Annotated in this window: 18 protein-coding genes; 9 read left to right on the forward strand and 9 right to left on the reverse strand. The window is 63.2% G+C overall.

Annotation, left to right across the window (positions count from 1 at the left end; genetic code table 11):
- Nucleotides 1-1,348: NAD(P)(+) transhydrogenase (Re/Si-specific) subunit beta (locus tag JWR51_RS01295; protein WP_299742600.1), on the forward strand; the 1,348-nt coding region annotated here is incomplete at its 5' end.
- Nucleotides 1,349-1,590: 242 nt separating this feature from the next.
- Here JWR51_RS01295 and JWR51_RS01300 read toward each other — a convergent pair.
- Nucleotides 1,591-1,806: a SlyX family protein gene (locus JWR51_RS01300; protein ID WP_299722260.1), complete on the reverse strand. Its 216-nt coding sequence runs from the start codon at nucleotides 1,804-1,806 to the stop codon at nucleotides 1,591-1,593.
- A 152-nt stretch (nucleotides 1,807-1,958) separates the two neighbouring features.
- Here JWR51_RS01300 and JWR51_RS01305 point away from each other — a divergent pair, with 152 nt between their 5' ends.
- The 4 genes from JWR51_RS01305 to JWR51_RS01320 all read left to right on the forward strand — a co-directional run bounded on the left by JWR51_RS01305 (nucleotide 1,959) and on the right by JWR51_RS01320 (nucleotide 4,452).
- Entirely contained in the window at nucleotides 1,959-2,501 is a 543-nt protein-coding gene (locus JWR51_RS01305) for a hypothetical protein (protein ID WP_299742603.1), read from the forward strand.
- A gap of 101 nt (nucleotides 2,502-2,602) precedes the next feature.
- A complete protein-coding gene (locus JWR51_RS01310) occupies nucleotides 2,603-3,241 on the forward strand; it encodes a DsbA family oxidoreductase (protein ID WP_299722254.1) in 639 nt (212 codons plus the stop codon).
- Entirely contained in the window at nucleotides 3,242-4,060 is an 819-nt protein-coding gene (locus JWR51_RS01315; protein ID WP_299742605.1) for an alpha/beta hydrolase, read from the forward strand. It begins immediately after the preceding gene.
- A gap of 17 nt (nucleotides 4,061-4,077) precedes the next feature.
- Entirely contained in the window at nucleotides 4,078-4,452 is a 375-nt protein-coding gene (locus JWR51_RS01320; protein ID WP_299742607.1) for a hypothetical protein, read from the forward strand.
- Between the two features lie 60 nt (nucleotides 4,453-4,512).
- Here the strand turns inward: JWR51_RS01320 and rpsU are convergent, their stop codons facing one another.
- A complete protein-coding gene (gene rpsU, locus JWR51_RS01325; protein ID WP_299742609.1) occupies nucleotides 4,513-4,815 on the reverse strand; it encodes a 30S ribosomal protein S21 in 303 nt (100 codons plus the stop codon).
- 227 nt (nucleotides 4,816-5,042) lie between these two features.
- Here rpsU and JWR51_RS01330 point away from each other — a divergent pair, with 227 nt between their 5' ends.
- The gene (locus JWR51_RS01330; protein WP_299742611.1) at nucleotides 5,043-5,735 is read left to right on the forward strand and encodes an alpha/beta fold hydrolase; all 693 of its coding nucleotides are present in this window, start codon (nucleotides 5,043-5,045) and stop codon (nucleotides 5,733-5,735) included.
- Nucleotides 5,736-5,875: 140 nt separating this feature from the next.
- Here the strand turns inward: JWR51_RS01330 and JWR51_RS01335 are convergent, their stop codons facing one another.
- From JWR51_RS01335 to JWR51_RS01345, 3 genes are all read right to left on the reverse strand, one after another.
- Nucleotides 5,876-6,961: a 5-(carboxyamino)imidazole ribonucleotide synthase gene (locus JWR51_RS01335; RefSeq protein ID WP_299742614.1), complete on the reverse strand. Its 1,086-nt coding sequence runs from the start codon at nucleotides 6,959-6,961 to the stop codon at nucleotides 5,876-5,878.
- A 3-nt stretch (nucleotides 6,962-6,964) separates the two neighbouring features.
- Complete coding sequence (gene purE, locus JWR51_RS01340) at nucleotides 6,965-7,459, reverse strand: 5-(carboxyamino)imidazole ribonucleotide mutase (RefSeq protein WP_299742617.1); 495 nt, start codon at nucleotides 7,457-7,459, stop codon at nucleotides 6,965-6,967.
- 71 nt (nucleotides 7,460-7,530) lie between these two features.
- Nucleotides 7,531-7,746 (reverse strand): DUF465 domain-containing protein, encoded by a 216-nt coding sequence (locus JWR51_RS01345; protein ID WP_299722234.1) that lies wholly within the window; start codon nucleotides 7,744-7,746, stop codon nucleotides 7,531-7,533.
- Nucleotides 7,747-7,899: 153 nt separating this feature from the next.
- On the opposite strand from JWR51_RS01345, the gene JWR51_RS01350 reads away from it, so the two are divergent.
- Nucleotides 7,900-8,076, forward strand: a complete 177-nt coding sequence (locus JWR51_RS01350) for a DUF465 domain-containing protein (protein WP_299742620.1) — start codon at nucleotides 7,900-7,902, stop codon at nucleotides 8,074-8,076.
- 61 nt (nucleotides 8,077-8,137) lie between these two features.
- Here the strand turns inward: JWR51_RS01350 and JWR51_RS01355 are convergent, their stop codons facing one another.
- The 3 genes from JWR51_RS01355 to JWR51_RS01365 all read right to left on the reverse strand — a co-directional run bounded on the left by JWR51_RS01355 (nucleotide 8,138) and on the right by JWR51_RS01365 (nucleotide 11,563).
- Nucleotides 8,138-8,911, reverse strand: coding sequence for a sulfite exporter TauE/SafE family protein (locus JWR51_RS01355; RefSeq protein WP_299742624.1), 774 nt, complete (start codon nucleotides 8,909-8,911; stop codon nucleotides 8,138-8,140).
- Nucleotides 8,912-8,938: 27 nt separating this feature from the next.
- A complete protein-coding gene (locus tag JWR51_RS01360) occupies nucleotides 8,939-10,768 on the reverse strand; it encodes a monovalent cation:proton antiporter-2 (CPA2) family protein (RefSeq protein ID WP_299742627.1) in 1,830 nt (609 codons plus the stop codon).
- Nucleotides 10,769-10,834: 66 nt separating this feature from the next.
- Nucleotides 10,835-11,563, reverse strand: a complete 729-nt coding sequence (locus JWR51_RS01365) for a cell cycle transcriptional regulator TrcR (RefSeq protein WP_299742630.1) — start codon at nucleotides 11,561-11,563, stop codon at nucleotides 10,835-10,837.
- A gap of 199 nt (nucleotides 11,564-11,762) precedes the next feature.
- On the opposite strand from JWR51_RS01365, the gene JWR51_RS01370 reads away from it, so the two are divergent.
- A complete protein-coding gene (locus JWR51_RS01370) occupies nucleotides 11,763-11,945 on the forward strand; it encodes a DUF1192 domain-containing protein (protein ID WP_299742633.1) in 183 nt (60 codons plus the stop codon).
- A gap of 289 nt (nucleotides 11,946-12,234) precedes the next feature.
- Complete coding sequence (locus JWR51_RS01375; RefSeq protein ID WP_299742636.1) at nucleotides 12,235-12,756, forward strand: DUF1465 family protein; 522 nt, start codon at nucleotides 12,235-12,237, stop codon at nucleotides 12,754-12,756.
- Nucleotides 12,757-12,850: 94 nt separating this feature from the next.
- On the opposite strand, the gene JWR51_RS24010 is transcribed toward JWR51_RS01375, so the two are convergent.
- Nucleotides 12,851-12,973, reverse strand: coding sequence for a hypothetical protein (locus tag JWR51_RS24010; RefSeq protein WP_366525534.1), 123 nt, complete (start codon nucleotides 12,971-12,973; stop codon nucleotides 12,851-12,853).
- Nucleotides 12,974-13,012 lie beyond the last annotated feature (39 nt).

The raw sequence follows: 13,012 nt of genomic DNA on the forward strand, positions 1-13,012 counted from the left end.
TCCGGTAAGTTCGCAGCGCGGCAATCGCTTCGGCATCGCCGGCATGACGATCGCGGTCGGCACGACGCTGGTCTATTATGCACCGCGCTCGCCCGCCGGTGCGTTCGACGGGCTGCCGCTGGTCGAGATATTGATCGCAATCGCGATCGGCGGCGCGATCGGCCTGGTCACTGCGCGACGCATCGCGATGACGGCGATGCCGCAGCTGGTCGCTGCGTTCCACTCGCTGGTAGGTCTTGCCGCAGTGCTGGTCGCCGCCGCCGCCTACCTTAACCCGCAGGCGTTCGGCATCGCCGGTACGGATGGTGTGATCCATGGCGTCAGCCGCATCGAGATGGGGCTCGGGGTCGCGATCGGCGCGATCACCTTCTCGGGATCGGTGATCGCGTTCCTGAAGCTCAACGGCAATATGTCGGGGAAGTCGATCCTGCTGCCGGGGCGGCACGTGATCAACCTCGGCACGCTGGCGCTGATCCTCGGGCTGATCGGCTATTTCGTCACCAACCAGGCGCCGTGGGTGTTCTGGACGATCACCGCTTTGTCGTTCCTCATCGGCTTCCTGCTGATCATACCGATCGGCGGTGCCGACATGCCGGTCGTGGTGTCGATGCTCAACAGCTATTCGGGTTGGGCGGCCGCGGCGATGGGCTTCACGCTCGGCAACAGCGCGATGATCATCACCGGGGCGCTGGTCGGAAGCTCCGGCGCGATCCTGAGCTATATCATGTGTCGCGCAATGAACCGCAGCTTCATCAGCGTGATCGCCGGCGGGTTCGGCGGCGACGCGGTCGCGGGCGGAGGCGGCCCGGCGATCGATCGTCCGTACAAGCGCGGATCGGCCGAGGATGCGGCATTCCTGATGAAGCAGGCCGAACAGGTGATCATCGTTCCCGGCTATGGGATGGCGGTGGCGCAGGCGCAGCATGCGCTGCGCGAGATGGCCGATATGCTCAAGAAGGAAGGCGTCGGCGTCAAATATGCGATCCATCCCGTCGCCGGCCGCATGCCGGGCCATATGAACGTCCTCCTCGCCGAGGCGAACGTTCCCTACGACGAGGTCTTCGAGCTCGAGGACATCAACTCCGAATTCGCCCGCACCGACGTGGCGTTCGTGATCGGCGCGAACGACGTCACCAATCCCGCGGCCAAGACCGACAAGACCTCGCCGATCTATGGCATGCCCGTCCTCAACGTCGAGGACGCCGGCACGGTGCTGTTCATCAAGCGGGGCATGGCAGCGGGCTATGCGGGCGTTCAGAACGAGCTGTTCTACCGCGACAACACCATGATGCTGTTCGGCGACGCGAAGAAGATGACCGAGGAAATCGTCAAAGCCCTCGGGCACTAGAAACGCACAATCCGTGTCCGGCGAGAGCCGCGAAATTTGAAAAGGCCCGCTTCGGCGGGCTTTTTTCCGCGTGGGAATTGTACGCGAGGTGCTTCCCACGCACCGCCTTCCCTCGGGCTTGACCCGCGGGCCACTCTCAACCCGGCGCGCGCGGACAGAGGCCCGCGGATCAAGTCCGCGGGAAGACGGTGGGTGGGGAGAGTGCAGGGGTTGCACCGGCGTTGGAGCGACGCCGCAAGCCCTCAATAATGCGGTGGCGGCGGTTCCGTCCGCGGGTCGGCGATATTGCTGACGGCGCGTGCTTGTTCGTCGAGCAGGTTCACCTTGCGACTGAGCGCGTCGATCACGGCCCACTGCGCCGTGATGGTGGCGTTCAACTCCTCGATGGTTTCGTCCTGGTAGGCAATGCGGGTTTCCAGCGCGTCGAGCCGGTCGGCGAGGCGGTCGGGATCGCTCATCGGCAATGCTCCTGGCGGGGTGTTTCGGCCATCCATAGGCGTCCGGAGGCTGTGGCGCAATTGAGACGCACGCGGCGCCATGTTGACGTATAGGGAACCCTTTGGGTGCGGCAGCCATTGGTTAGCTGAACAACCAGCGGCGGGAGCCGAAAATGGCGACCACTTGGACCGAAAACAATCACGACCTGGCAATCGCCCACGTGGATTTGCGTGGCGTCATCACGCTGGGCCTTAGCGCAGCCCTGCCCATGGCGGGCTATTTTGCCGCCGATATGCTGGGCGACGCGCTGGGCATCATGCCGGTAGTGACCCCGCCAATGGGCCTGCCGGAATGGAGTGTAGCCGCGGCGATGATGCTGACCCTGCCGATGTGGGGCGTGGCGCGGTGGTTGGTAGGCCAGCGTGGCCCTGAGGGGCGCAGAACCAGCCGCTGGATCGTGGCGCTCATCGCCGGGGTCATCCTGCTGCCATTTGCGTTGAGCCTCGCCAATCCGTTCATGACGGGGCTGTTGCCCATGCTGGTGCTGCTGACCGGTGTCGTGGCGGCCATGCGCGCGTCGGCCCTGTCGGGCGCCGCCGCGTTGCTGCTGGCGCCGGGCCTCGTCTGGTTCGGGCTCGGCTCGCTGATCGGCTTCACGACGATGGCCGGTGGCTGGTCACCGCCCTTTGCGCTGGTCGACCACAACAAACACTAATCCGCCATCCTCGTAGTTACCTTGGCGTGCGTCCTTGCGGCGCACACTCTTTCGCGCCATTTGAGGGCAACACTTGCTCGCATGCGCGAAAGGATTAGCCTTTGTCCAAGACTCTCAAGATCGACGTGTTCACCGATGTCGTCTGCCCCTGGTGCCTGGTGGGCTCGGCGCGGCTGGACAAAGCCCTCGCCGATCTGCCGGACGATATCGAGGTGATCGTGGAAAACCACCCGTTCTATCTCGATGCATCGACACCCGCCGAAGGCGTCGTCGTGGCCGACATGCTGCGCGAGAAGTATGGCAAGGAGCCCAAGGAGATGTGGGAGCGCGTCGAGAGCGAGGCCAAAAAGGCCGGGATCGACCTCGACCTGTCCCAACAGCCCCGCATGTTCCCGACGGCCAAGGCCCATACCATCACCCGGCTGGCCAAGCCGCTGGGCGTGCAGCATGAACTGGCCAATGCCATCGCCGAGGCCTATTTCCTGCAGCATCGCCAGATCAACGACGACAATGTGCTGGCCGATCTGGCCGTCGAGTTCGGCTTTGACCGCGGCGACGCCATGGACGCGATGAACGACGCCAATGAGTTGGCGATCACCGAACAATTGGCGGTACAGGCGGCCGAGCAGGGCATTCGTGGCGTGCCGTTTTTCGTATTCAACGAAAAGTATGCTCTGAGTGGCGCCCAGCCGCAGGAGGTCTTCGAGAAGGCCATTGCCCAGACGCTGGAAGAAGCTTGAGTGAAAATCCTCCGTCGCCTCCTCGTTGGCTTGGTCGTTCTCATCGTGCTCGGCTATGCCGCGGTGGTGGGCGGCATGTATTATTTTCAGCGCGACCTGCAATATGAGCGCACGGGGCCGATCACGGCCCTGGCGGATACCGATATTCTGGGGGCTGACGAGGTGGCGATCCCGGTCGACGGCAGCGTGATCAATGGCTGGTATGAGGCGCCCAAGGCCGGCAAGCCGCTGATCGTCTACTACAAGGGCAATTCCGGCAGCTTTTCGCGCGAGGATGAGCGCTTCGCTACCTGGGCCAAGGCTGGCTACGGCTTCTTGGCCTTCGACTATCGCGGCTTTCCCGCCTCGCCGGGCAGCATCACGCAGCAAGGGATTCTCGACGATGCCCTGGCGGCGTTCGACTGGGCCGCGGCCAAGGGCTCGCCAATGGTAATCTGGGGGCGCTCGCTCGGTTCGGGGCCTGCAACCTACGTGGCCAGCCTTCGTGATGCCGATGCGCTGCTGTTGGAAACGCCGTTTCTGTCGGCGGTCAATGTGGCGGCGGAGCGTTATCCGTTTCTGCCGGTCTATTGGGTGATGCAGGATCAGTTTCCGGTCAGTGACTGGATCAAGGACGTCAGCGAGCCGGTACTGATCGCCCACGGCACAGCGGACGTCACGATCGATGTGTCCAACGGCAAACGGCTGTATGATCTGGTGCCGCACCAGGACGAATTGTGGATCGTGCCGGATGGCACCCATAGCGACCTGTGGGATCGCGGCCTGTGGAACCAGGCGGAGCCGTTCTTCGAGCGGTCCGAGGTCGCGGCGCGGCAATAGGCTAACGGGAGAGGCCGATGATCGCGAAGTTGATGATGGCCGGGGCGCTGGCCCTGCTGCTGGGCACAGGCAGTGTCTTGGCGGCTCCGATAGGCCTCGCCATCAAAAGCGCTGCGGTAGAGGCCGGCATATTTGACGGGCAGCCGACGATCGTAGTCGAGCTAGAACCTGATGCCCAGCGGACCTTTGCCAAGCTGACCGCGCGGCATCTCGGGGAAGTCCTCGATCTGCTCATCGATGGCACTGTGGTGTCATCGCCGCGCATCCAGACCGTTATCCCCGGGCCATCGGTGGTGATCAGCGGCGATTTTACCGCCAGCGAGGCAGCCGATTTGGCGCGCCGGATATCCAGTGGCGATGCTGTGGTCGAGGTTGAGCTGGCGTCGGAGTGACCGGCGCAAACAAAAACGCCGTCCCGAAGGACGGCGTTTTCAAATTCTCGTGCGCTAACCTTAAAAGGAAGCGGGACGCTCGGGGCGCGGTGCGCCGCCAGCTGCCGGAGCACCCGGACGAGCGCTCTGACCGGGACGCGGCGCGGGGGCTGGAGCGGGCAGGCCGCTCTCACGCTGGGCGCGCTTGCGAGCCAGCTTGCGGGCGCGACGTACGGCCTCTGCCTTCTGGCGAGCCTTCTTTTCAGAGGGCTTCTCATAGTAGTTGCGCAGCTTCATCTCGCGGAAGACGCCTTCGCGCTGCAGCTTCTTCTTAAGCGCGCGCAGCGCCTGATCAACGTTATTATCGCGAACGACTACTTGCAAAGGTCAACCGCCCTTTCGAAGCTTGGTCAATGTGTTTGGATGATAGCGCCGGGCCCAATAAGCCCCGCGCCGACCAGCAGAGCCAGTCACCGTGGGCCGCTCTATAGCCCAAGGGTTGGGGCTTGTCCACTGGGAGTCAGGATAAAACGCCAATTTCCTGGCGTCTGGCTTGCCCGGCTGTGGATAGACAGGCCACAAGGTCCCAGTGCTTAACACGGAGACGCATCATGGCCCAAGAGCTTGTCCTGCTGCCCGGATTGATCTGCGACGCCCGGCTGTGGCGCGATGCGATCGCGCCACTTGGCGAGAGCGTTCGCCCCATGGTCGCCGACCTGACGCAGGATGACAGCATAGCGGCGATGGCGGCACGCACGCTGGCGGCGGCGCCGGCCCGATTCGCTTTGGCCGGGTTGTCGATGGGCGGCTATGTGGCGCTGGAAATCATGCGGCAGGCGCCGCAGCGCGTCACCCATCTGGCCTTGCTGGATACCACGGCGCAGCCCGACGACGCGGCGCGTCTGGCCAAGCGCCGCGCGGGTATCGAGAGCATCAAGCTGGGGCGGTTCATCGGCGTCTCCCAGGCGCTGCTGGAGAGCCTGGTGGCGCCGCAGCGGCTGGGTACGCCTCTCGCGGCGGAGGTGCAGGCAATGTCGGAGCGGGTGGGGCAGGAGGCCTATATCCGCCAGCAGACCGCGATCATGGGCCGGATCGATTCCCGACCGGGATTGAGCAAGATCGCCGTGCCGACGCTCGTAGGTGTCGGCGACCTGGATATCCTGACGCCGCCGGCACTATCGCAGGAGATAGCAGCGGGCATTGCGGGGGCGGAGTTGATGACGTTTGCCGGCAGTGGGCACCTGTCGACGATGGAGGCTCCGGAGGCGGTCGCCAAGGCGCTGCGGGTGTGGTTGGCGCGGTAGTGCCACGCCCCCGTGGTTCGAGGCTCGGAAGACCTCGCACCTCACCATGAGGGCTACTGACAGAACTGCGACGTTCCAGTAGTCCTCATGGTGAGGCGGGAGTTCTTGCGACCCTCGAACCACGAGGACGTGGCGGGATGTCAGTCCTCTCGCACAATCTTGTTCACGTGCGCCATCTTCCGTCCCAGGCGAACTTCGGTCTTGCCGTAGAGGTGGGGCTGCGTATTGCCGTCCAACGACCCGGGGATCGCCAGCACGTCGTCGCCGATCAAGTTTTCCATCACCACATCGGCCAGACGCGCTGGATCGCCCAGCGGCCAGCCCAAGATGGCGCGGATGTGCTGCTCGAACTGGTCTGTGAGGCATACGGCCTCTGTCCAGTGGCCCGAATTGTGAACGCGGGGGGCGATTTCGTTGACCAACAGGGTCGGGCGTTCGCCAGGGACGACGAAGAACTCGACGCCGAGCACACCCACATAATCGAGCGCCACGACGATGACCTTGGCGAGCATGGCGGCGTGCTTTTCGAGGCCGGGGGAAATGTTGGCCGGCACGGTGCTGGTGAAGAGGATGTGGTGACGGTGCACATTCTCGGCGGCGTCGAAGCTTTTGACCTCGCCACTCAGGCTTCGCGCCACGACAACGGAGATTTCCTTTTCGAAGGGCACGAATGCCTCGAGCACCAGGGGCTTGGGCTCGAGCTCGGCAAAGGCCGATGCCGCCTCGCTGCGCTGGCGGATGACGCGCTGGCCCTTGCCGTCATAGCCCAGTCGCGTGGTCTTGAGCACGGCAGGCAGGCCCAGGGCGTCGATGGCGGCTTCGAGATCCGCCAGCGTTTCGACGGCGCGGTGGGGCGCTACAGGAATGTTCTTGGACGCGAGGAAGGCTTTTTCGGCCAGGCGATCTTGCGAGATGGCCAGCGCATTGGCGCCGGGTCGCAGCGGCTTGCGGGCGGCGAGGAATTCGGCGGTCTTGGCCGGCACGTTCTCGAATTCGTAGGTGATCACATCGACCGCGTCGGCGAAGGCGGCCAGCGCCACCTCGTCGTCATAGGCGGCGACGGTCTTGTGCGGCGTGACCTCGAAGGCGGGGCTATTGGCATCGGGGCAATAGATATGGGTGCGCATGCCCAGCTTGCTGGCGGCGAGCGACAGCATGCGGCCAAGCTGGCCCCCGCCGAGGATGCCGATCATGGTACCGGGGGGCAGCGGAGAAATATCGGACACGGTCTACTCGGTGTCGGTCGGAAACAGGGGGACGGCGGCGGTCTGCTGGGCGCGATAGGCGTCGAGACGGTCGGCCAGGTCGTCATCGCTCAGCGCCAGGATGGCGGCGGCGAGCAGGGCGGCATTGATGGCACCGGGTTGGCCGATGGCCAGCGTACCAACCGGAATGCCGCCAGGCATCTGCACGATCGACAGCAGGCTATCCTGGCCGGACAGGGCCTTGGATTGCACCGGCACGCCCAGCACAGGAAGGGGGGTCATGGAGGCGATCATGCCCGGCAGGTGGGCGGCACCGCCGGCTCCGGCAATGATGACCTTGAAGTCCTCGTCGCGGGCGCCGGTGGCGAATTCGACCAGCCGTTCGGGAGTGCGATGCGCCGAAACGATGCGCGCCTCATATTCGATTTCGAGGGTTTCCAGGGTTTCGGCGGCGAAGCGCATGGTGGGCCAGTCCGACTGGCTGCCCATGACGATGGCGACGCTAGGCTTGGTGAGCATTGATTCCCCCGAACCGCTCTGCAAAGCGGGCATTTAGCCCCATTGCCGCCACAACTCAAGCTCGCGCGGCATCAGGCGATGATGTCTGGAATGAGAATATTCTCGAGCTGGACGATGCGATCCTTGAGCGCCAGCTTACGTTTCTTGAGGCGTTGGATCAGCATCCGATCGGCCACCTGGGACTCCGTGAGGGTGTGGATAGCGGCGTCCAGATCGGCGTGTTCCTGCCGTTTGGTGGCCAGTTCGAGGCCAAAGCCGGCTTCCTGTTCTCTGGTCAGTTCAAGCATCGTTTGCCGGGGCCCCGGAGGTCAGAACGCTGACATTTGGTTAACCCATCACAAGCTGTTTTGCACCTGATATTCATTCGCCGCACAAACACGGTCGACAAGCCGTGAATTATTTGTGACGATGGTCCTGTCCACCAAGCTTAAGGAGTTGTTATGACGACTGAAGGCCACATTGCGGCGCTCGAACGGCGTCATCTGGAGTTGGACCGTCAGATCCAATCGGAGTTGCAGAATACCCGCTACGACGATCTGATGGTCACCGCGCTCAAGCGCAAAAAGCTCGAAGTGAAGGACGAACTCGTAAAATACTCCGGCGCCAACGCGCTGTAAGCGTCTAAAGTTTCCCCAGTTGGGAAGGGTCACGGCAGGTTCCGCGGCCCTTTTTTGTTGCCTATCCGGCCAGCGTGCCGGCGAAGAACACGCCCTGAGCGCCGTCCCAGATCAGCTTGAGGGCGAGGAAAAACACCAGCACATAGGCGATCTGGTAGAAATATTTGGCCGAGATGCGACGCACCAGATAGATGCCGAGCAACACCCCGATAATGCCCACGGGAATCAGCGCCGCCGACAGTTCCAGATTGTGCACCGAGAGCTGGCCGAGGAAGAAATACGGGATCAGCTTGGCGGTGTTGACGATGCCGAAAAAGACGGCGGTCGTGCCCGAATAGAGCGCCGGCGCCAGGCGCTGGGGCAGCACGTAGATCTGAAACGGCGGGCCGCCTGTATGGCTGACAAAGCTGGTGAAGCCGGAGAACCCGCCCCAGAACACGCCCCAGGGCGTCGAGGGCGGCAGGCCTTCGAGCTTCTTGCGCAGGGGCAGCATGGCGTCGAGCACGAACAGTAGGGTCACGATGCCGACGAACAGCAGCACCGCCGCATCTGAAACAAATGACCACAGGATCCAGCCGATAATGGTGCCGATAGCGGCGCCAGGCAGCATGACCTTGAGAATGTTCCAGGAAAATTCCTTGCGGTAGGCATAGACCGCGATGCAGTCCATGGCGAGCAGCACCGGCAGCATCATACCGGCGGCTTCGCGGGCGGGCATAACGAGTGTCAGCAGCGGTACGCCGACCACGCCGAGACTGCCGAGCAGGCCGGACTTGGAGAGACCGACGAGCAGAACCGCGATCGAAGCGACCGCGACGAAATAGGGATCGAACATGGGAAAGGGCGCCGGGAAAGAGGTGGGCTAGTCAGAGTCCGCGGGCGGCGATTTGTCAACCGGCCGCTGCGGGTCCGGCAGGGTATCGGCCGCCATGGCGGCGTTGAGCAGGCCCATCGACTGGCGAACGAGACCCACATAGGCATCCTCGTCGTTGCGCACGGCAAAGCTGTCGTGCAGCAGCTTGTTGTCGTGTTCCTCGAAGGCTTTGGCCAGCTCCAGCGCCTTTTCGGGCTCGTAGCCGAGGCGGGCCAGCACCTTGGCGCCAAGGCTGACGGCGGAAAGGAAGGTTTCGCGCTCGAACACCTCGACGCCCAGCTCCATCAGCTCATGGGCGTGGCCGCGATCGATGGCGCGGGCGGCGATGGTGACGTGCGGGAAGCTGCGGCGGATATTGCGGGCAATGGTCAGGATGCGGTCGCGGCCGCCGACGGTGATGACCACCAGTTCGGCATCCTTGACGCCGGCTGCGTGCAGCAGGTCGAGCCGCGAGGCGTCGCCATAGAACACTTTGACGCCGAACTTGCGCACCAGGTCGATCTGGGCCGGATCGTCATCGATCAGGGTCATTTCAAAGCCCTGGGCGCGCAACAGGCGGGTGACGATCTGCCCGAAGCGGCCATAGCCGAGCACGACGATCTTCTGCTGGTCGTCGATGTAGTCGCTCTTGCGCTTGTCATGACGGGCATCGAGCTGGGGCGCCACCAGCCGGTCGAAGGCCAGCAGCAGCAGTGGCGTCAGCGCCATGGAGGTGGCAATGGCCACCGATAGCAGATCATATTCGACATGCTCGAAGGCGTTGGAGGTCTGGGCGAATTGCAGGATGACGAAGGCGAATTCGCCGGCCTGGCTGAGCAGGATGGCCAGCAGCAGCCGGTCGGCCAGGTGCATGCGGAACACGGTGGCCAGCGCAAACAGCACGAGGAATTTGACGCCCACAAAGCCGGCGACCAGTGCCAGAAGGCGCAGCGGCTCGGTAAACATGATCGAGAAGGCGATCGACATGCCCACCGAGATGAAGAACAGGCCGAGCAGCAGGCCCTTGAACGGCTCCAGATTGCTTTCCAGTTCGTGGCGATATTCGCTATCGGCCAGCAATACGCCGCCGATGAACGCGCCAAGCGCGGGCGACAATCCGACATATTGGGTCAACAGCGCCGCGCCGATAACCAGCGCCAGCCCAAGGGCGGTGAAGGCTTCGCGCACGCCGGTGCGGGCCACATAGCCCAGCAGCGGGCGCACCAGATAGCGGCCGGCGATGATGGCGGCAATGAAGACGCCGATCAGCGTGAGGGGGGTCAGCCAATCGGTGGGGTTATCGAGCGCGTCGACCGCATCGGTGAGGTCGACGCCGACGCTGGCATTGATCCCCGAGGTCGCCAGGATCGGGATGGCGGCGAGGATGGGGATGACCGCCACGTCCTGCACCAGCAGGATAGCGAGGCCGGCCCGGCCGGTGTCGGTCTTGGTGATATCGCGCTGCTCGACCGTCTGCATGGCGATGGCGGTGGAGGACATGGCCAGCGCCAGCCCGATGACGATGGCCGCATTCCAGTGAATGCCGGCGAAATGGATGATCACCGCCAGCAGCACGGCGGTCAGCACCAATTGGGTGACGCCCAGGCCGATGACCTTGTGGCGCATGCGCCAGATTTCGGAAGGTTGCAGTTCCAGCCCGATCAGGAACAGCATCATGACGATGCCGAATTCGGAGGCGTGGCGAAGGGTTTCGGTATCGGAGACGAGGCGGAGCCCATAAGGCCCGATCAACACGCCGGCGGCGAGATAGCCCAAGACGGTGCCCAGGCCCAGGGCCTTGAAGAGCGGCACCAGGGCAACGCTGGCGGCGAGCAGCACGAAAATCGCCAGCAGGAGGTTATTTTCCAGATTATCCTCCCGCCGGCGCTATTTCGGTTTGTGGTCTTAGTTGTCGGTATCGCTCTTGAGCGATTTGAGGCGGGCGAACACGGAGTCCGCGTCGAACTCGTCCTGATGCTCGGGGCCGTGATTGGCGCCGGTGCCGAAATCGGGGGCGTGCTCGTCGCTGTGGCCACGGGCGCCCGAACGCGACATTGCCTCTTCGGCCGTCATCAGCGTCGTGCCTTCATCCAGCTCATCGGGGCCGACGGCACCCTTGCTGGCGCGCTTGACCTCGAGATCGAGATCGATCTGGCTGCACAGGCCCAGGGTTACGGGGTCCATGGCGGCAAGGTTGGCGGCGTTCCAGTGGGTGGATTCACGAACCGAATCGATGGTCGACTTGGTGGTGCCCACCAGACGCATGATCTGGGCGTCCTTGAGTTCGGGGTGGTTGCGAACCAGCCACTTGATGGCGTTGGGACGCTCGTTGCGGCGCGAAATGGGGGTATAGCGCGGACCCTTGCGCTTGGCGGCCGCGACGCGAACCTTGGGTTCGAGCAAAGTCAGCCGATAGCTCGGATCCTTCTCGCCCTTTTCGATCTCTTCGCGCGTCAACTGGCCGTTCTGGATCGGGTTCACGCCCATGATGCCGCCGGCGACGTCGCCATCGGCGATGCCTTGCACTTCAAGCGGATGCAGGGTGCAGAACGCGGCGATTTGCTCGAACGACAACGCGGTGTTGTCCACCAGCCAGACGGCGGTCGCCTTGGGCATCAACAAGGGCTGGGTCATGGTAAAACTCTCCTGCAGGCGCGGCCGGTCTTCCTCCGGGCCGCTCCGCCTCTTTGCGTACTGCTGAGGGGGAACGCGCTTAATATATGGGTTTGGTCGCTAAACTGCAATGCCAATGTCGCTGGAACCATGCGCCAAAAGCCGGGTTGCTCCGGCCATGAGGCGCGTTAAGCTGGCAGCGGAAGGGCAGGAGGCTGAAATGGACGAAGACGCGAACAGGAAGCCCAAGGGCCATGAAGTGGGCATGGTGCTCGACGCCATGTCGGTCGAGGAATTGGTGGAACGCATCGCCTTGCTGGAGGGCGAAATCGCCCGGCTGCAAACGGCGATAGCGGCTCGCAACAAGACCCGAAACGATGCCGACGCCTTGTTCAAGTTCTAGCTCGGCCGGTGATGGTTGTGCGACAGGGTTAAGAAATCACCTTCTGTTAACGCACAATTAACAACTTCGCGTTAACTTGTATCTATTCAGATTCTTCTGGATTTTTCAGAGCGATTTCTCCCTCTGTTTGACGCCTCCCTGTTAACTTCGAGAGCGGTTCTTACCGCTCTTTTTTTGTTTTCTGCATTCTCAAATCCTTGATCTTAAAGCTCTTTTCAGCCTGTTTTCCATGCCATGGTGACGGCGGGGCCATTTACCCCTAAACTGACACCACAACGAGGGAGAACGCGTGGCGGACATCGGCGACAAGGCACAGGCAATTGCAATCGGTCCGCGCATCGTGGCGTCGGGCGGGTTTGACCTGCTGTATCGCGAGGGGATGACCTTGATCGAAGAGGTCGCCTCCTATCTCGATGGCCATGGCCGCGCCGATAGCCGGATTTTGCCGCGTGACGCTTCGTTCCTCTACGCCACCGAATCCATGCGCCTGACTACGCGGTTGATGCAACTGGCCTCCTGGCTGCTGTTGCAGCGGGCCGTCAACGAAGGCGAAATCACCCCGGAAAATGCCCGCTCCGAAAAGGAGAAGGTCAAGTTCTCCGCCACCCCATCCGAGCGCGGCGGCCCAGGCTACGAGCACCTGCCGGAAGTGTTGCGCGAGTTCATCGTCAAGGGCGACCGCCTGTTCGACAAGGTGATGCAGTTCGACACCCTGGAACGCGGCACCATGACGGTCGGCGATACCGGCAATGCCAATGGTGTCGTTGACCAGTTGGCGCGGCTGAAGGCGGCTTTCGGGCGCGCCGACTAAGCTACTTCCCATGCGTCCCCCTCCCACCGTGCTGTCCCCGGACTTGATCCGGGGATCGCTCTCAGCGCGTGCCGGATTGGCAGAGGCCCGCGGATCAAGTCCGCGGGAAGGGCCGGTGGATGGGCACGCAAGGCTGGTTGAGGCGCAGGGCCTGCCAGACCAGAAAACACCCACCGATTTCGCATGCCGCCGCCAGAACAAAGAAAACGAAGGTCATACTGCGCTCCCCAGTGGCGGCGGGGATAACAAAAAGCCC

Source organism: Devosia sp., assembly GCF_028290625.1.
Classification (GTDB): Bacteria; Pseudomonadota; Alphaproteobacteria; order Rhizobiales; family Devosiaceae; genus Devosia.

Excerpts from the sequence above, each read along its gene's own strand:
- JWR51_RS01365 (WP_299742630.1), bottom strand. The coding sequence starts at position 11,563 with ATGACCCAGCCCTTGTTGATGCCCAAGGCGACCGCCGTCTGGCTGGTG.
- JWR51_RS01345 (WP_299722234.1), bottom strand. The coding sequence starts at position 7,746 with ATGCTTGAACTGACCAGAGAACAGGAAGCCGGCTTTGGCCTCGAACTG.
- JWR51_RS01350 (WP_299742620.1), top strand. The coding sequence starts at position 7,900 with ATGACGACTGAAGGCCACATTGCGGCGCTCGAACGGCGTCATCTGGAG.
- JWR51_RS01370 (WP_299742633.1), top strand. The coding sequence starts at position 11,763 with ATGGACGAAGACGCGAACAGGAAGCCCAAGGGCCATGAAGTGGGCATG.
- JWR51_RS01320 (WP_299742607.1), top strand. The coding sequence starts at position 4,078 with ATGATCGCGAAGTTGATGATGGCCGGGGCGCTGGCCCTGCTGCTGGGC.
- JWR51_RS01330 (WP_299742611.1), top strand. The coding sequence starts at position 5,043 with ATGGCCCAAGAGCTTGTCCTGCTGCCCGGATTGATCTGCGACGCCCGG.
- JWR51_RS01305 (WP_299742603.1), top strand. The coding sequence starts at position 1,959 with ATGGCGACCACTTGGACCGAAAACAATCACGACCTGGCAATCGCCCAC.
- JWR51_RS01355 (WP_299742624.1), bottom strand. The coding sequence starts at position 8,911 with ATGTTCGATCCCTATTTCGTCGCGGTCGCTTCGATCGCGGTTCTGCTC.
- JWR51_RS24010 (WP_366525534.1), bottom strand. The coding sequence starts at position 12,973 with ATGACCTTCGTTTTCTTTGTTCTGGCGGCGGCATGCGAAATCGGTGGG.
- JWR51_RS01300 (WP_299722260.1), bottom strand. The coding sequence starts at position 1,806 with ATGAGCGATCCCGACCGCCTCGCCGACCGGCTCGACGCGCTGGAAACC.
- purE (WP_299742617.1), bottom strand. The coding sequence starts at position 7,459 with ATGCTCACCAAGCCTAGCGTCGCCATCGTCATGGGCAGCCAGTCGGAC.